The sequence below is a fragment of the Streptomyces sp. NPDC086766 genome (assembly GCF_044746005.1).
GTDB lineage: Bacteria > Actinomycetota > Actinomycetes > Streptomycetales > Streptomycetaceae > Streptomyces.
The window spans coordinates 146107-161524 of the sequence record NZ_JBIVBI010000010.1 but is presented as its reverse complement, the minus strand read 5'-3'; the positions used below and the strand labels follow the sequence as shown (position 1 = coordinate 161524).

The following is a 15418-nucleotide window of genomic DNA, read 5'->3' as shown; positions in this document are numbered from 1 at the left end:
GGCAGTTCGGCGGGTCCGGGCGGTGCGGATGTGATCGGATGGCGGGTACGCGGAACCCGTACGGAATCCCGGCGACGGGAACCCTGGCGAAAGGTATGGATCCACCGTGGCAACCACGCGCACCGCGCACACCGTCTGGGAAGGCAACCTGCTCGAGGGCAACGGCGTCGTCACCTTCGACTCCTCCGGCATCGGCGGGCAGCCCGTGTCGTGGCCGTCGCGCGCGGAGCAGGCGAACGGGAAGACCAGCCCCGAGGAGCTGATCGCCGCCGCCCACTCCAGCTGCTTCTCCATGGCGCTCTCGCACGGCCTGGCCGGCGCCGGCACCCCGCCCACCAGGCTGGAGACGAAGGCCGACGTGACCTTCCAGCCGGGTGAGGGCATCACGGGCATCCACCTCACCGTCGAGGGCACCGTCCCCGGCCTCGACCACGACGCCTTCGTCGCCGCCGCCGAGGACGCCAAGAAGAACTGCCCGGTCAGCCAGGCCCTGGCCGGTACGACGATCACCCTGTCGGCCAAGCTGGGCTGACCGGCCGTACGTCCCCGGTGCCGCGCCCCGGCTCCCCGGGGCGCGGCACCGTCGTCTCCGTGCCGCGCGCACCGCCACGCGGGGTACCCGCGGGATTGACAACCGACCACCGGAGTTTTGTGCTGGAGAACGGGACGCGCCCTGGTGGAAGGGGACGGAAATGGCACGTGCGGTCGGGATCGATCTCGGGACGACGAACTCGGTGGTGGCCGTCCTGGAGGGCGGTGAGCCCACCGTCGTCGCCAACGCGGAGGGCGCGCGCACCACGCCGTCGGTCGTGGCGTTCGCCAAGAACGGCGAGGTGCTCGTCGGCGAGGTGGCCAAGCGGCAGGCCGTGACGAACGTGGAGCGCACCGCCCGTTCGGTCAAGCGGCACATGGGCGACTCCGTGTGGCGGTTCCCGGACCAGGGGACCGTGGACGGCACCCGCTACCGGGCGCAGGAGCTGTCGGCCCGCGTGCTGCAGAAGCTGAAGCGGGACGCGGAGTCCTACCTGGGCGAGGACGTCACCGACGCGGTGATCACCGTTCCCGCCTACTTCGACGACGCCCAGCGGCAGGCCACCAAGGAGGCCGGGGAGATCGCCGGGCTGAAAGTCCTGCGGATCATCAACGAGCCGACGGCCGCGGCCCTCGCCTACGGTCTCGACCGGGGCGAGGAGCAGACCGTCCTCGTCTTCGACCTCGGCGGCGGCACCTTCGACGTCTCCCTGCTGGAGATCGGCGACGGCGTCATCGAGGTCAAGGCCACCAACGGCGACACGCACCTCGGCGGCGACGACTGGGACCAGCGGATCGTCGAGCACCTCGTCAAGCGCTTCAAGGGGCAGTACGGCGTCGACCTCGGCAAGGACAAGATGGCGCTGCAGCGGCTGCGCGAGGGCGCCGAGAAGGCCAAGATCGAGCTGTCCTCGTCCTCCGAGACGACGATCAACCTGCCCTACATCACCGCCTCCGCCGAGGGCCCGCTCCACCTCGACGAGAAGCTCACGCGCGCCCAGTTCCAGGAGCTCACCGCCGACCTGCTGGAGCGCTGCAAGAAGCCCTTCCACCAGGCGGTCAAGGACGCCGGGGTGGATCTGTCGAAGATCGACCACGTGATCCTCGTCGGCGGCTCCACCCGGATGCCGGCGGTCACCGACCTGGTGCGGGACCTCACCGGCAAGGACCCGCACAAGGGCGTCAACCCCGACGAGGTGGTGGCGGTGGGCGCCGCGCTCCAGGCGGGTGTCATCCGCGGCGACGTCAAGGACGTCCTGCTCCTCGACGTCACCCCGCTGTCCCTGGGCATCGAGACCAAGGGCGGCATCATGACCAGGCTCATCGAGCGCAACACGACGATCCCCACCCGCCGTTCGGAGATCTTCACGACCGCCACCGACAACCAGCCGTCGGTCGGCATCCAGGTCTACCAGGGCGAACGGGAGATCGCCGCCTACAACAAGAAGCTCGGCGTCTTCGACCTCACCGGCCTGCCGCCCGCCCCGCGCGGGGTGCCGCAGATCGAGGTCGCCTTCGACATCGACGCCAACGGGATCATGCACGTCTCCGCGAAGGACCTGGCGACCGGCCGCGAGCAGAAGATGACGGTCACCGGAGGCTCGGCACTGCCGAAGGACGACATCGACCGCATGATGCGGGAGGCCGAGCAGTACGCGGAGGAGGACCGCGCGCGCCGGGAGGCCGCGGAGACCCGCAACCAGGCCGAGCAACTCGTGTACCAGACGGAGAAGTTCCTCCGCGAGAACACCGACCGGATTCCCGCCGAGACCAGGTCCGAGGTCGAGGCGGCGACCGCGGAGGTGAAGACCCTGCTGGAGCAGAACGCCGACACCGCCGCCCTGCGCACCGGCACCGAGAAGCTCGCCACCGTCAGCCAGAAGATGGGCCAGGCGATGTACGCCCAGGCCCAGCAGGCCCCGGCGGAGGGCGCCGAGCAGCACACGCCGCCGCACCACGACGAGGAGGGCGTGGTGGACGCGGAGATCGTCGACGAGGAGCGGGACACCAAGGGCCCGGCCGCCTGAGCGACCGCGTCCCCGGACGGGCGTCCGCCTGAGCGACCGCGTCCCCGGACGGGCGTCCGCCTGAGCGACCGCGGCCCCGGACGGGCGTCCGCCTGAGCGTCCGCCGCCCCGGACGGGCGTCCGCCTGAGCGTCCGCCGCCCGCCCCGTCCGCCTGGCCGTCGGCCCGCCCGGGCCGACGCCTGACGCCGGCCGCCCGGATCACCTCACCCGGGCTGGTCCGCGGGCGCGTGCAGGGGCGTCCTCACGGACCCGTGCCGGAGGCACCGGCCGCCGGTACGGCCGCGCACACCGCGTCCAGCACGGAGGCGTACGGCGTGCCGAGGCCGGTGAGCCGCGAGCGCAGCCGTTCCAGGCCCGGGCGGTGGCACACGAGCAGGTCCGTGTCGCCGGTGCGGGCGGTGAACTCCAGCACCGCGGGCAGGAAGTCGGGCGGCTCCTGCCCGGCGAGTTCGAGGCCGTGGACGCGGTAGGGCTCCTCGAACCGCGCGGCCGCCGTCCCGTCCGGTCGCGCGCCCTCCTCGTCCCACCGGCTCAGGTACAGCCCGTACCGGTCCCCGACGTCCTCGGACGCGAAGACCGCCACGTAGTGTGCGGCCAGCTCGGCCAGCGGGGTCACGGCCGCGTGGTCGGCGAACGTCCTCAGCTGCGGCGCGGCTTCGCGCAGCAGCGGCAGCCGGGCGCACAGGGCCTGGTCGGGGTACGTCAGGCAGAGCGCCGCCGCCTGGTACAGCACGGCATCCGAGGGCATGAGGCCTCCTCCGGTTCGTCGACGCCGTCCACGGCGTGCACCGGGGTCCTGGACGGCCGTCCGCGCGGCGGCACGCGGGGTCGCGTGCGGGTTCCTCGCCGGTCCGTGGTCCGAATCTAGGGGCGGGCGGGGGAGCGCACCCGTCCACGGCACCCGTCCGGGTCAGGCGGGTGCCGCGGACCGCCCCCCCCGCCCCCGCGGGGTCAGACCTTGCGGGCCCCCCGCGTCCACCGGCACCGCGCCCTCCGCCCGCGCCGCCCCTGCCCGCGTCCAGGAACTGCCCAGTCCCGGACCGGGCCCCGGGGCGCACCGCGCGGTGCGCGAACCGTCGGTCGGCCCGCGCCCCGCGCACCGCGTGCCGTCGGCGGCCAGGATCCGGCGGGCCGGCTCCTCGCCCACCGGGTAGTCGTCCTTGCCGCCCAGCCACCGGTCGTGGCCCCGGGCCGGATGCGGCCGGCTCGTGTCGATGCGGGCGGGCGTGTCGGATCCGCTCACGCGGTGTCCGCTCCTCGGCACGGTCGGGGCGTCGGACACGGCGGCACCGCGCACGGGGCCGCAGCGCACACCTGACTGTGCGTCAACCCATCAGCTCATGAAGGTACTTGACGGTCGCCGGGTCGGCCGGCAGGAAGGTCTCGATCGCCAACTCGGCGACCGTCACGTCCATCGGCGTGTTGAACGTGGAGATCGAGGAGACGAACGACAGCAGCCGCCCCTCGTGCTCGATCCGCATCGGCAGCGCGAAGTACGGCACCTCCTCGTCCGGTTCCTCCACCGCGCCGCACTCCTCCGGCACCGGGTAGGCCGCCACCTCCTCGTACAGCGCGCGCAGCGCCGGCGAGCGGTGCAGCGCGATCTGCCGCTCCATCTGCGCCAGCAGATGGCCGCGCCACGCGCGCAGGTTGCGGATACGCGGCGCCAGGCCCTCGGGGTGCAGGGTCAGCCGCATCGCGTTCAGCGGCGGAGCCAGCAGCGACTCGGGCACGCCCGCCAGCAGCATCGTGACGCCGCGGTTGGCCGCCACCACGTCGTACGTGGCGTCCACCACCAGCGCCGGGTACGGCTCGTAGCCCAGGATCAGCCGCTCCAGACCGTCGCGCAGCGCGTCCAGCGCCGGCGCGTCGAGCGGGGTCTCCGGATAGCGGGGGGCGTAACCGGCCGCCAGCAGCAGCGCGTTGCGCTCGCGCACCGGCACGTCCAGGTGCTCCGCCAGCCGCAGCACCATCTCCTCGCTCGGCCGCGACCGGCCCGTCTCGATGAAACTGATGTGGCGGGCCGAGGAGTCGGCGCGCAGCGCCAGCTCCAGCTGACTGACCCGCCGGCGCTCCCGCCAGGCCCGCAGCAGCGGGCCCGCGCCCTTCTGGGCGGAGGCGGTGGACGGTGCGACGGGACCGGACGCGACAATGGCCATACGGACGACCGTAGTCGAACCGCAACCGCAACCGCAGCCGAGAAGAGGGCACATGATCGAGTCGTGGAAGCCGTCCTGGGAGGCGACAGCGGTCTACCGCGCCCGGGTTCGCGGCTGTCTCCTGGGCGGCGCCGTCGGCGACGCCCTCGGCTACCCGGTCGAGTTCGACTCCCTGGACCGGATCCGCGCCGCGCACGGCCCGCGCGGCGTCACCCGCCCGGTCCCCGACGGCGACGGGGTGACCGGCCGCATCAGCGACGACACCCAGATGACCCTGTTCACCGTCGAGGGCGTCCGCCGGGCCCACGAGCGGGAACGGCTCAAGGGCGTCGGCGGCGGCTGGGCCCACCTGCTGCGCCGGGCCTACGGGCACTGGCTGGAGACCCAGAGCAGGCCCGGCCCCGCCGCGCGCGAGGAGGCCGCGCCGGGCGGCTCCTCCCCGGAGGGCCGGCACGGCGGCCTGGTCGAGGAACCCTGGCTGTACGCCCGCCGCGCCCCCGGAAACGCCTGCCTGTCCGGGCTGGCCCACGACTTCGTCCCCGAGCCGTGGGCCGAACTCGGCCCGCCCGGCCCGGTCAACCCCGACTCCAAGGGCTGCGGCGCGGTGATGCGCTCGGCGCCCTTCGGTCTCACCCGCGCCGGCACCCCCGACGCCTTCGGCATGGCCGCGCGCTGCGCCCAGATGACCCACGGGCACCCCACCGGCTACTACGCGGCCGGCGCGCTCGCCGCGATCGTGTCGTACCTCGTGGCCGGGGACTCCGTCGAGGGCGCGGTCCTGCGCACCCTGCGCCTGCTCGCCCGTCACCCCGGGCACGAGGAGACCACCGCCGCGCTGCTGCGGGCCCTCGACCTCGCCGCCGAGGGCGCCCCCACCGCCGAGAAGCTCGAACGGCTCGGCGCCGGCTGGGTGGCCGAGGAGGCCCTGGCCATCGGCGTCTACGCCGCGCTCGCCGCGCCCGGCGTGGCGGACGCCCTGCTGCTGTCCGTCAACCACTCGGGCGACAGCGACTCCACCGGCTCCGTCTGCGGCAACATCCTCGGCGCCCGGTACGGCGACCACGGTCTGCCCCACGAGTGGGTCGAGGGGGTGGAGGGACGGGCCCGGATCGCCGCGCTGGCGGACGACCTGGCGGCCGAGTGCCTGCGCGGCTGACCCTCCGGGGCCAACCGTCCCGCGACCTTCCAGCCGGCCGCCGTCCCGCGCCCTCCGCGGAGGGTCTTCTCGCGGCCTCCTGACCAGGGACGCAGCGGCCTTCCTGTGGCAGTCTGAAATCAGTGACGCCGCCCGGGAGTCGGTGGCGCAGCCCAGGAAGGGAACGAGCGCATGCCCGTCGAACCGCTGTCGCAGAAGGAGATCGAGGACCGGCTCGCCGAACTGCCCGGCTGGTCCCTCGACGGCGACCGCCTCATCCGCTCCTTCCGGCTGGGCTCGCACTTCGCGGCGGCGGCGATGGTCCTGCACATCGCCCAGGTCCAGGAGGAGCTCGACCACCACTCCGACCTCACCCTGGGCTACCACTCGGTCTCCCTCGCCGTGACCACGCACAGCGCGGGCGGCGCGGTGACCGAGAAGGACTTCGAGCTGGCCCGCCGCGTCCAGGACCTCGCACCGGGCCACGGCGCCGACTGACCCACGCGCCACGGCCGCGGCGCCGACTGACCCACGCGCCACGGCCGCGGCCGAGCACCACGCGTCACGAGAACCGGGGGAGCGGGGGGGAGGGGGCGGGGCGTGCCGCACCGCCGGACCCCGACCACAGGGGGAGCCACGTGCCGGACCACGACCGCAGGGGGAGCCACGTGCTGGACTACGACGAGGAAGCCGAGCGGTACGACGCCTCGCGCGGCGGCGAGCCCAGGGCGGCGGCCGCCGCGGAGGCCGTGCTCGGCCTGGTCCCGCAGGGCACGCGCCGCCTGCTGGACGTCGGCTGCGGCACCGGCATCGTCACCCGCCGGCTCGCGGCCGGCCGCGACGGCCTGCGCGTGACCGGCGTGGACCGGGCGGCCGCGATGGCCCGGCAGGCCGCCGCCCGCGTGCCCGGCGCCGTGGTGCTCGCCGACAGCCGCCGCCTCCCCTTCCCGACCGGGCGGTTCGGCGCCGTGACCAGCGTCTGGCTGCTGCACCTGGCGCCGAGTGAAGAGGATGCCCGTGCGGTGGTCGCCGAGTGCGCACGGGTGCTCCGCCCCGGCGGTGTGTACGTGACGACGGTCGACAAGGCCGCCTCCCACAACGTCGGCAGCGACATCGACGCCGTGCTCGCCGCCCGGCCGCCCAGCCCGGTCCGGGACACCGCGGACCTGGTGGAGCGGTACGCCGCCGGCCACGGTTTGGTGCCGGCGGGCGCGGCCCGCTTCCCCGGCCGCGGACAGGGGCGCAGCCCCCGCCGCACCATCGCCGACCTGCGCCGCGGCTGGTTCGTCACCCTGCCGCCCGGCGACCCGCTCACCGAGGAGTTCGCCGCCCGGCTCGCCCGCCTGCCCGACCAGGACCGCCCGCGCCCGGACCCGGTCTTCGCGCTGCGGGCGTTCCGCAAGCCGGCGGACCCGCGGCCCGCGTGAACCGCCCGCCCTCGGCCGGCCGCGGGTTTTTGCCGCAACGGCAACAGGAGTGGCTGCGGCGCGGTGCGCCGGCGCAGGCTGGACGCACCGACAGGAGAGGCTGACCACCATGGCGCACGAGCCGCACGCGACCCACGACAACCATGAGCAGCACCACCCGCACCAGCATCACCACCACGGTCACACCGACATCGACTGGGCGGCGATGGCCCCGCTGCTGGAGGCGCAGGCCGAGCTGTTCAGCCCCTTGTACGAGCGGGCCATGGCGTGGCTGGCGAAGGAGGTGACCGAGCCCGGTCTGATCGTCGACACCGGAAGCGGGCCGGGGGTCGTCGCGTGCCGGTTCGCCGAGACCTTCCCGGGCGCGCGGGTGGTCGCCGTGGACGGCTCCGAGGAGCTGCTGGAGCGGGCCCGCGTCCGGGCCGCCCGTCTCGGTCTCGGTGACCGCTTCGGCACCCTCGCCGGGGAACTCCCGGACGTGCTGGCGGAATTGGACTACCCGGCCGATCTGCTGTGGGCGGGCAACAGCCTGCACCATCTGGGCGACCAGCGAGCCGCCCTCGCCGCGTTCGCCGCGCGACTGGCCCCCGGCGGCACGCTCGCCCTGCTGGAGGGCGGGCTCCCCGCGCGGTTCCTGCCCCGCGACATCGGGATCGGCCGCCCCGGTCTCCAGGCCCGGCTCGACGCCGTGGAGGCGGACTGGTTCGCGCGGATGCGCGCGGAACTCCCCGGCTCCGTCGCCGAGACCGAGGACTGGCCGGCGCTGCTGACCGCCGCGGGCCTGAAGCACACCGGCACGCGCAGTTTCCTGCTGGATCTGCCCGCGCCGGTGAGCGACCGGGCCCGCGCCTACGCCGTCGCCTCCCTGACCCGGTTGCGCGAGGCGCTGGAGGACGGCGTCGACGCGGAGGACCGCGCCACCCTGGACCGGCTGCTGGACCCCGACGACGAGGCGAGCGTGCACCGGCGCGGCGACGTCTTCGTCCTCAAGGCGCACACCGTGTACACGGGCGTCCGCACCGCCTGAGCGGCGCGCCCCCAGCTCGCCCCGCGTTCGCCCGGGAGCCCTTGACTTCAAGGGCGCTCCAAGTGATGGACTCTGCGGCGTTCACAGGGCGAAGGGGGTTTCCATGAGCGATATGACCGACTCTCCGGTCGCACTCATCACCGGCGGTGGCAGCGGCATCGGCGCCGCGGTCGCGCGGCGGCTGCTGGACGCCGGGCACCGGGTGGCCGTCACCGGCCGGGGCGCGGAGCGGCTCCGCGCCTTCGCCGAGGAACTCGGACACCCGGCCGGGCTGTTGACGATCGTGGGCAGTGCGGCCGAGTACGGCGAGGTGCGCTCCGCGGTCGACCGCACCCTCAAGGAGTTCGGCCGGCTGGACACGGTCGTCGCCAACGCCGGATTCGCCACGCACGACACGGTTGCCGAGGGCGATCCGGCCGGGTGGACCGAGATGGTCCTGACCAACGTGCTCGGCCCCGCCCTGCTGATCCGGGCCTCCGTCGACGCCCTGAAGGAGACCCGCGGCCGGATCGTGCTGGTCGGCAGCGTCGCCGGGTTCGTGCCCACGCCGGGGAACATCTACGGGGCGACGAAGTGGGCGGTCACCGGGCTCGCCGAGAACACCCGGCGCCAGGTCACCGAGTGGGGCGTCGGCGTGACGCTGATCGCACCCGGCCGGGTGGAGACGCCGTTCTGGGACGGACACGGCAGTCTCCCGCCCGGGCGGCTGCTGACCGCCGGCCAGATCGCCGACTCCGTCGTCTGGGCCGTACAGCAGCCCGCGGGCGTCGACGTCAACACTGTGGTCGTGCGCCCGCTCGGGCAGCCCAACTGACCCTTCCGGAAGGCCGCGCCGTCGGCGTGTCGGGCGCGCCCCGGACGGTACGGAAGTCACGCCCCGGGCGGGGGAAAGGACGCGCCCCGGACCGTACGGAGACGGTCCGGGGCGCGTCGCGGCGGGAGGCGGTGGGGCCGGTCAGGCCATGTTGAACTCCGCCGGGTCCGGGCCGAGCCGCCGCGCCTCGTCGAGCGCGCTGATCGCGGCCAGGTCCTCGTCGTCCAGGCTGAAGTCGAACACCTGGATGTTCTCCTCGATCCGGGCGGGCGTCACCGACTTCGGGATCACGATGTTGCCGAGCTGGAGGTGCCAGCGCAGCACGACCTGGGCCGGGGTGCGGCCGTGCTTGCGGGCGATGGCGACGATCGCCGGGACCTCCAGCAGGCCCTTGCCCTGGCCGAGCGGCGACCAGGCCTCGGTCGCGATGCCCCGCTCGGCGTGGAACGCGCGGGCGGCGGGCTGCTGAAGGTGCGGGTGCAGCTCGATCTGGTTGACCGCCGGGACGATCGACGTCCGGTCGATCAGGCGCTCCAGGTGCTCCGGCAGGAAGTTCGACACACCGATCGCCCGGGTACGGCCGTCGGCGAGCAGCTTCTCGAGGGCCTTGTACGTGTCGACGTAGGCGTCCTTGGCCGGGACCGGCCAGTGGATCAGGTACAGGTCCACGTACTCCAGGCCGAGCTTGTCCAGTGACGCGTCGAAGGCGCGCAGCGTGGAGTCGTACCCCTGTTCGCTGTTCCAGAGCTTGGTGGTGACGAAGACGTCCTCGCGAGGGAGGCCGGAGGCGGCGATGGCCTTCCCGGTGCCCTCCTCGTTGCCGTAGATCGCCGCTGTGTCGATGCTGCGGTACCCGGCCTCCAGCGCGGTGCCGACGGCCTGCTCCGCCTCGTCGTCCGGCACCTGCCAGACGCCGAAGCCCAGCTGGGGCATCTCGACGCCGTTGTTGAGGATGATCGGGGGGACCTTGCTGCTCACTAGCTCTTGATCCTTCGGTTGTCGTCAAGTGGTACTCGACATCGTCAACGATCACGAGCCGGGATGCATTCCTGACCGGCCGATCCGCCCGGAACTGATCGGTGCCCGCCCCGGAGAGCGGGATCGGCCGAAACGCGTCCCCCCGCGGGCCGCGGCGTGGTACGTGCCCGGGCCGGGCGCGGTCAGGTCCGGTACAGCGCGTCCACCTCGTTCACGTACGCGTTCTCGATGGCCTTGCGCTTCAGTTTCAGGGACGGGGTGAGCAGGCCGTGCTCCTCGGTGAACGGCTGGGCGAGGATACGGAAGGTGCGGATCGACTCGGCCTGGGAGACCAGGGTGTTCGCGGCGACCACGGCGCGCCGGACCTCGGTCTCCAGGTCGGCGTCGCGCACGAGCTGGGCCGGGGACATCCGCGGCTTGGCGCGCATCTGCAGCCAGTGCTCGACGGCCTCCTGGTCGAGGGTGACCAGAGCGGCGATGTACGGGCGGTCGTTGCCGACGACGATGCACTGGGACACCAGCGGGTGGTCGCGCACCCGCTCCTCCAGCAGGCCCGGCGCCACGCTCTTGCCGCCGGAGGTCACCAGGATCTCCTTCTTGCGGCCGGTGATGGTCAGGTAGCCGTCCTCGTCGAGGGAGCCTAGGTCACCGGTGGCCAGCCAGCCGTCGTGCAGGCTCTCGTCGGTGGCCTTCGGGTTGTTGAGGTAGCCCTGGAAGACGTTGCCGCCGTGCAGCCAGACCTCGCCGTCGTCGGCTATGTGCACGGTGACGCCGGGTATGGGCTGGCCGACGGTGCCGTACCGGGTGAGCTCGGGCGGGTTGGCGGTGGCGGCGGCGGTGGACTCGGTCAGGCCGTAGCCCTCGTAGATCTGTACGCCGGCGCCCGCGAAGAACAGGCCGAGCCGGCGGTCCATCGCCGAGCCGCCGGACATCGCGTTCCGAATCCGGCCGCCCATCGCCGCGCGCACCTTGGAGTACACGAGCTTGTCGAAGAACTGGTGCTGCATGCGCAGTCCGGCGGTGGGGCCGGGGCCGATGCCCCAGGCCTTCGCCTCGATCGCGTCCGCGTACTTCACGGCCACGTCGACGGCCTTCTCGAAGGGCCCGGACTTGCCGTCCTTCTCGGCCTTGCGGCGGGAGGCGTTGAAGACCTTCTCGAAGATGTAGGGCACCGCGAGGATGAAGGTCGGTTTGAAGGCCTGCAGGTCGGGGAGGAGAGCCGCGGCGTTCAGCTGCGGCTGGTGGCCGAGGCGCACCTTGCCGCGGATCGTGGCGACCTCCACCATCCGCCCGAAGACATGGGCGAGCGGCAGGAACAGCAGGGTCGACGCCTCGTCGCCCTTCTTGGTGTGGAACACCGGCTCCCAGCGCGCCATGACCGTGTCGGTCTCGTACATGAAGTTGCCGTGCGACAGCACACAGCCCTTGGGGCGGCCGGTGGTGCCGGAGGTGTAGATGATCGTCGCGATCGAGTCGGGGGTCACCGCCTCGCGGTGCCGGTGCACCACCTGGTCGTCGATGTGGGCGCCCGCGTCGTAGAGCTCCCGGACGGCGCCCGCGTCGAGCTGCCACAGCTCACGCAGATGCGGCAGCCGGTCGATGACCGTGGCGATCGTCATCGCGTGGTCCTCGTGCTCGACGATCGCGGCCGTGACCTCCGCGTCGTACAGCATCCAGAAGCACTGCTCGGCCGAGGAGGTGGGATAGATGGGCACCACCTGGGCACCGATCGTCCACAGCGCGAAGTCGAAGAGGGTCCACTCGTAGCGGGTGCGGGACATGATCGCGACCCGGTCGCCGAAGCGGACGCCCCGGGCGAGCAGCCCCTTGGCGAGGGCCAGGACCTCGTCGCGGAACTCGGCGGCGGTGACGTCCCGCCACTGGCCGGCCGCGTCCTTGCGGCCGAGCGCGACATGCAGGGGGTCCTCCTGGGCATGCCGGAAGACCGCGTCGGCCAGTCCGCCCACCGGCGGTGCCGACGTCAACGGAGGGCTGGTGAACTCGCGCAAACCCCGCTCCCGCTCCCTTTGTGACGCTCCGCACAGCGCGGTGAAAGCTACCCCACCTCGGGAGGGGGCGGGAGGGGCTTCGACGGGGGGCGGAGCCCGGGCGGGAGCGGGACGGCGTCGGAAAAACCCCTCACATGGGGAGAGGCCGGACGAAAATCCTTACGGATCAGTAGGTTTCGGTGCCGTGATCTCCACCGATCTCCACCGAATCTGTACTACCCGATTACCGTCCCCGGGGGGTGCCGGGCGCTCTGTCCGGAACGGGCCCGCGCGGCCGGGGACACCCCCGCGACGTGCGGTTGTCACCTCTGACAGCGTCGCCGGGCGGGATACCGTCACTCCGCTATCGCCGGTGCAGCCGGTCCCCGCCCGCCAGGATCGCGGTCGCCAGCGCGTCGGCGGCGTGCTGGGCGGAGGGGCGGCGCCGGCCGTGCACCAGGACGAAGTCGACCTGCCCCAGCTCCGGCAGTCCCGCCCGCTCGGGCACCCGCACCAGCCCCGGTGGCACCAGCCCGCGCGCGTGGGCCATCACGCCGAGGCCCGCCCGCGCGGCGGCGATGAGCCCGTTGAGGCTGCCGCTGGTGCACGCGACGCGCCACGGCCGCCCCTGCCGCTCCAGGGCCTCGAAGGCGAGCGCCCGGGAGATGCCCGGCGGCGGATAGACGATCAGCGGCACGGGCCGGTCGGGGTCGAGCCGGAGCCGCTCCGCGCCGATCCACACCAGTTGGTCGTGCCAGACGAGCTCGCCGCGCGGGTCCTCCGGGCGGCGCTTGGCCAGCACCAGGTCGAGCCGTCCGGCGGCGAGCCGCTCGTGCAGCGTGCCCGACAGCTCCACCGTGAGCTCCAGATCGACCTCCGGGTGCTCGTAGCGGAAGCCCTCCAGGATCTCCGGCAGCCGGGTCAGCACGAAGTCCTCCGAGGCGCCGAACCGCAGCCGCCCGCGCACCCGGGTGCCCGTGAAGAAGGCCGCCGCCTGCTCGTGCGCCTGGAGGATCCGGCGCGCGAAGCCGAGCATCGCCTCGCCGTCCTCGGTCAGCTCCACCGAGTGGGTGTCCCGCGCGAACAGCAGCCGCCCGGTGGCGTCCTCCAGGCGGCGCACGTGCTGGCTGACGGTCGACTGGCGCAACCCCAGCCGCCGCCCGGCCTGGGTGAAGCTGAGGGTCTGCGCCACCGCGAGAAAGGTGCGCAGATGGGCGGGCTCGTACACGCCGACAGGTTATCGCGATACGTGATGACAGTCAGAGCGGTATGACGGATTCCCGATCACTAGGGTGAGGAGGACGATGGAGAGGGGACCCGTCGGTCCCGCACTGACGAGAATGAGCACGACGAGCAAGTGGAGCACCGTGAAACGCCTGCGCGCGCCGAGTTGGATGCCGATCGACCCGTACATCCTGCTGCTGCTCGGGACGGTGGGTCTGGCCGCGCTGTTCCCGGCCCGCGGCACCGCCGCCGACGTGGCCTCCGGCGCCTCCACCGCCGCGATCGCCTTCCTGTTCTTCCTCTACGGCGCCCGGCTGTCCACCCGCGAGGCGCTCGAGGGGCTGCGGCACTGGCGGCTGCACGGCACGGTCCTGGTCTGCACCTTCGTGATCTTCCCGCTGCTCGGCCTCGCGGCCCGCGGCCTCGTCCCGGTGCTGCTGACCCAGCCGCTCTACCAGGGCCTGCTCTTCCTCACCCTCGTCCCCTCGACCATCCAGTCGTCGATCGCCTTCACCTCCATCGCCCGCGGCAACGTGCCCGCCGCGATCTGCGCCGGCTCCTTCTCCTCCCTGGCCGGCATCGTCCTCACCCCGCTGCTCGCGGCCATGCTGCTCGGCGGCAGCGGCGGCGGCTTCTCCGCGCACTCCCTGGTCACGATCGTGTTCCAGCTGCTGGTGCCGTTCCTCGCCGGGCAGGCCCTGCGCCCGTGGATCGGCGGCTTCGTGGCCCGGCACCGGAAGGTCCTCGGCCTGGTGGACCGCGGCTCGATCCTGCTGGTCGTCTACGCCGCCTTCAGCGAGGGCATGGTCCGTGGCATCTGGCACCAGGCCGACCCGGTCCGGCTGGGCGCGCTGCTCGTCGTGGAGGCCGTGCTGCTCGGGGTGATGCTGGGCCTGACCTGGTACGGCGCCAAGGCGCTGCGGTTCGGCCGGGAGGACCGGATCGCGATCCAGTTCGCCGGTTCGAAGAAGTCCCTCGCCTCCGGGCTGCCCATGGCGAGCGTCCTGTTCGGCGCGCACGCCTCGCTCGCCGTGCTGCCGCTGATGCTCTTCCACCAGATGCAGCTCATGGTGTGCGCGGTGATCGCCAGGCGCCGGGCGCACGAGGCCCGGGACCGGGAGACCACCCCGCCGCCACCGCCCACGGCCCCACTCACCCCGGCCGTCACCGCGACCCGTCCGCGCTGAGGCCGGCCCTCGCGGGTCGCCGGGCCCGGTCGGTCGGGGCCCCGCCGCCGCGCCTTGGGGAAGCCGGTCAGCCCTGGACGGCCGCGGTCCGCAGGGCCACGCGGTCCTCGCCCGCGTACACGTTCATGGAGCTGCCCCGCAGGAAGCCCACCAGCGTCAGCCCCGTCTCCGCCGCCAGGTCCACCGCCAGTGAGGAGGGCGCCGACACCGCCGCCAGCACCGGTATGCCCGCCATCACCGCCTTCTGCGCCAGCTCGAAGGAGGCCCGGCCGGAGACGAGCAGGATCGATCGGGACAGGGGCAGGTCGCCGTTCTGCAGGGCGCGGCCGACCAGTTTGTCGACCGCGTTGTGCCGGCCCACGTCCTCCCGCACGTCCACCAGCTCGCCGTCCTCGGCGAACAGGGCGGCCGCGTGCAGGCCCCCGGTCCGGTCGAAGACCCGCTGGGCCGCGCGCAGCCGGTCGGGGAGGCTCGCGAGGAGTTCGGGCTCGATCCGGACCGGGGGCGTGTCGGCGATCGGCCAGCGCGCCGTCGTACGGACCGCGTCCAGGCTCGCCTTGCCGCACAGGCCGCAGGAGGACGTCGTGTAGACGTTCCGTTCCAGGGTGATGTCCGGCAGGGCGACGTCCGGGGCGGTCTTCACGTCGACGACGTTGTACGTGTTCGTGCCGTCGGCTGTCGCCCCGGCGCAGTAGACGATGTTCAGCAGGTCCGACGCGGACGCCAGGACGCCCTCGCTCACCAGGAAGCCGGCGGCCAGCGCGAAGTCGTCACCGGGCGTGCGCATGGTGATGGCGAGCGGTTTGCCGTTCAGCCGGATCTCCAGCGGCTCCTCCGCCACCAGGGTGTCCGGACGGGACGAGACGGCTCCGTCCCGGATGCGGATCACCTTGCGTCGTTCCGTGACTCGTCCCATGTCC

14 protein-coding genes and 1 pseudogene are annotated in these 15418 nt (G+C 73.3%); 8 read left to right on the top strand and 7 right to left on the bottom strand.

The genetic code is table 11. From position 1 onward, the window contains the following. The first annotated feature begins 106 nt into the window (after window positions 1-106). Together ACIPM1_RS20050 and dnaK are read left to right on the top strand one after the other, a co-directional pair. A complete protein-coding gene (locus ACIPM1_RS20050; protein WP_356183663.1) occupies window positions 107-532 on the top strand; it encodes an OsmC family protein in 426 nt (141 codons plus the stop codon). A 160-nt stretch (window positions 533-692) separates the two neighbouring features. Continuing rightward, window positions 693-2558 carry a molecular chaperone DnaK gene (gene dnaK, locus ACIPM1_RS20045; RefSeq protein ID WP_356183660.1) on the top strand — a complete coding sequence of 622 codons (1866 nt, stop codon included), beginning with the start codon at window positions 693-695 and terminating at the stop codon, window positions 2556-2558. A 242-nt stretch (window positions 2559-2800) separates the two neighbouring features. Here the strand turns inward: dnaK and ACIPM1_RS20040 are convergent, their stop codons facing one another. The 3 genes and pseudogenes from ACIPM1_RS20040 to ACIPM1_RS20030 all read right to left on the bottom strand — a co-directional run bounded on the left by ACIPM1_RS20040 (window position 2801) and on the right by ACIPM1_RS20030 (window position 4718). Then, on the bottom strand, window positions 2801-3307 hold the full coding sequence (locus ACIPM1_RS20040) for a nitrate reductase molybdenum cofactor assembly chaperone (RefSeq protein WP_402436427.1): 507 nt from the start codon (window positions 3305-3307) through the stop codon (window positions 2801-2803). A gap of 256 nt (window positions 3308-3563) precedes the next feature. After that, window positions 3564-3802 (bottom strand): annotated as a pseudogene (locus tag ACIPM1_RS20035) (SAM-dependent methyltransferase); the annotation flags it as partial. Window positions 3803-3884: 82 nt separating this feature from the next. Then, window positions 3885-4718, bottom strand: a complete 834-nt coding sequence (locus ACIPM1_RS20030; RefSeq protein ID WP_402436424.1) for a helix-turn-helix domain-containing protein — start codon at window positions 4716-4718, stop codon at window positions 3885-3887. 52 nt (window positions 4719-4770) lie between these two features. Between ACIPM1_RS20030 and ACIPM1_RS20025 the strand changes: the two genes are divergently transcribed. The 5 genes from ACIPM1_RS20025 (at window position 4771) to ACIPM1_RS20005 (ending at window position 9121) form a co-directional block, all read left to right on the top strand. Beyond that, window positions 4771-5874, top strand: coding sequence for an ADP-ribosylglycohydrolase family protein (locus ACIPM1_RS20025; protein ID WP_402436421.1), 1104 nt, complete (start codon window positions 4771-4773; stop codon window positions 5872-5874). A 171-nt stretch (window positions 5875-6045) separates the two neighbouring features. Further along, on the top strand, window positions 6046-6351 hold the full coding sequence (locus ACIPM1_RS20020) for a 4a-hydroxytetrahydrobiopterin dehydratase (protein ID WP_402436418.1): 306 nt from the start codon (window positions 6046-6048) through the stop codon (window positions 6349-6351). A 170-nt stretch (window positions 6352-6521) separates the two neighbouring features. Next, window positions 6522-7280 (top strand): class I SAM-dependent methyltransferase, encoded by a 759-nt coding sequence (locus ACIPM1_RS20015; RefSeq protein ID WP_402436682.1) that lies wholly within the window; start codon window positions 6522-6524, stop codon window positions 7278-7280. Between the two features lie 109 nt (window positions 7281-7389). Continuing rightward, window positions 7390-8307: a class I SAM-dependent methyltransferase gene (locus tag ACIPM1_RS20010; RefSeq protein WP_402436415.1), complete on the top strand. Its 918-nt coding sequence runs from the start codon at window positions 7390-7392 to the stop codon at window positions 8305-8307. Between the two features lie 112 nt (window positions 8308-8419). Continuing rightward, the gene (locus ACIPM1_RS20005; RefSeq protein WP_402436678.1) at window positions 8420-9121 is read left to right on the top strand and encodes an SDR family oxidoreductase; all 702 of its coding nucleotides are present in this window, start codon (window positions 8420-8422) and stop codon (window positions 9119-9121) included. A 141-nt stretch (window positions 9122-9262) separates the two neighbouring features. Here ACIPM1_RS20005 and ACIPM1_RS20000 read toward each other — a convergent pair whose 3' ends face one another. From ACIPM1_RS20000 to ACIPM1_RS19990, 3 genes are all read right to left on the bottom strand, one after another. After that, entirely contained in the window at window positions 9263-10099 is an 837-nt protein-coding gene (locus tag ACIPM1_RS20000; protein WP_402436412.1) for an aldo/keto reductase, read from the bottom strand. Window positions 10100-10281: 182 nt separating this feature from the next. Next, complete coding sequence (locus ACIPM1_RS19995) at window positions 10282-12108, bottom strand: AMP-dependent synthetase/ligase (RefSeq protein WP_402436409.1); 1827 nt, start codon at window positions 12106-12108, stop codon at window positions 10282-10284. A gap of 343 nt (window positions 12109-12451) precedes the next feature. Beyond that, window positions 12452-13315: a LysR substrate-binding domain-containing protein gene (locus ACIPM1_RS19990; RefSeq protein ID WP_402436406.1), complete on the bottom strand. Its 864-nt coding sequence runs from the start codon at window positions 13313-13315 to the stop codon at window positions 12452-12454. A gap of 166 nt (window positions 13316-13481) precedes the next feature. On the opposite strand from ACIPM1_RS19990, the gene ACIPM1_RS19985 reads away from it, so the two are divergent. Next, a complete protein-coding gene (locus tag ACIPM1_RS19985; protein ID WP_402436675.1) occupies window positions 13482-14498 on the top strand; it encodes a bile acid:sodium symporter family protein in 1017 nt (338 codons plus the stop codon). A gap of 67 nt (window positions 14499-14565) precedes the next feature. On the opposite strand, the gene fdhD is transcribed toward ACIPM1_RS19985, so the two are convergent. Continuing rightward, complete coding sequence (gene fdhD, locus ACIPM1_RS19980; protein ID WP_402436403.1) at window positions 14566-15414, bottom strand: formate dehydrogenase accessory sulfurtransferase FdhD; 849 nt, start codon at window positions 15412-15414, stop codon at window positions 14566-14568. Window positions 15415-15418: the final 4 nt, after the last annotated feature.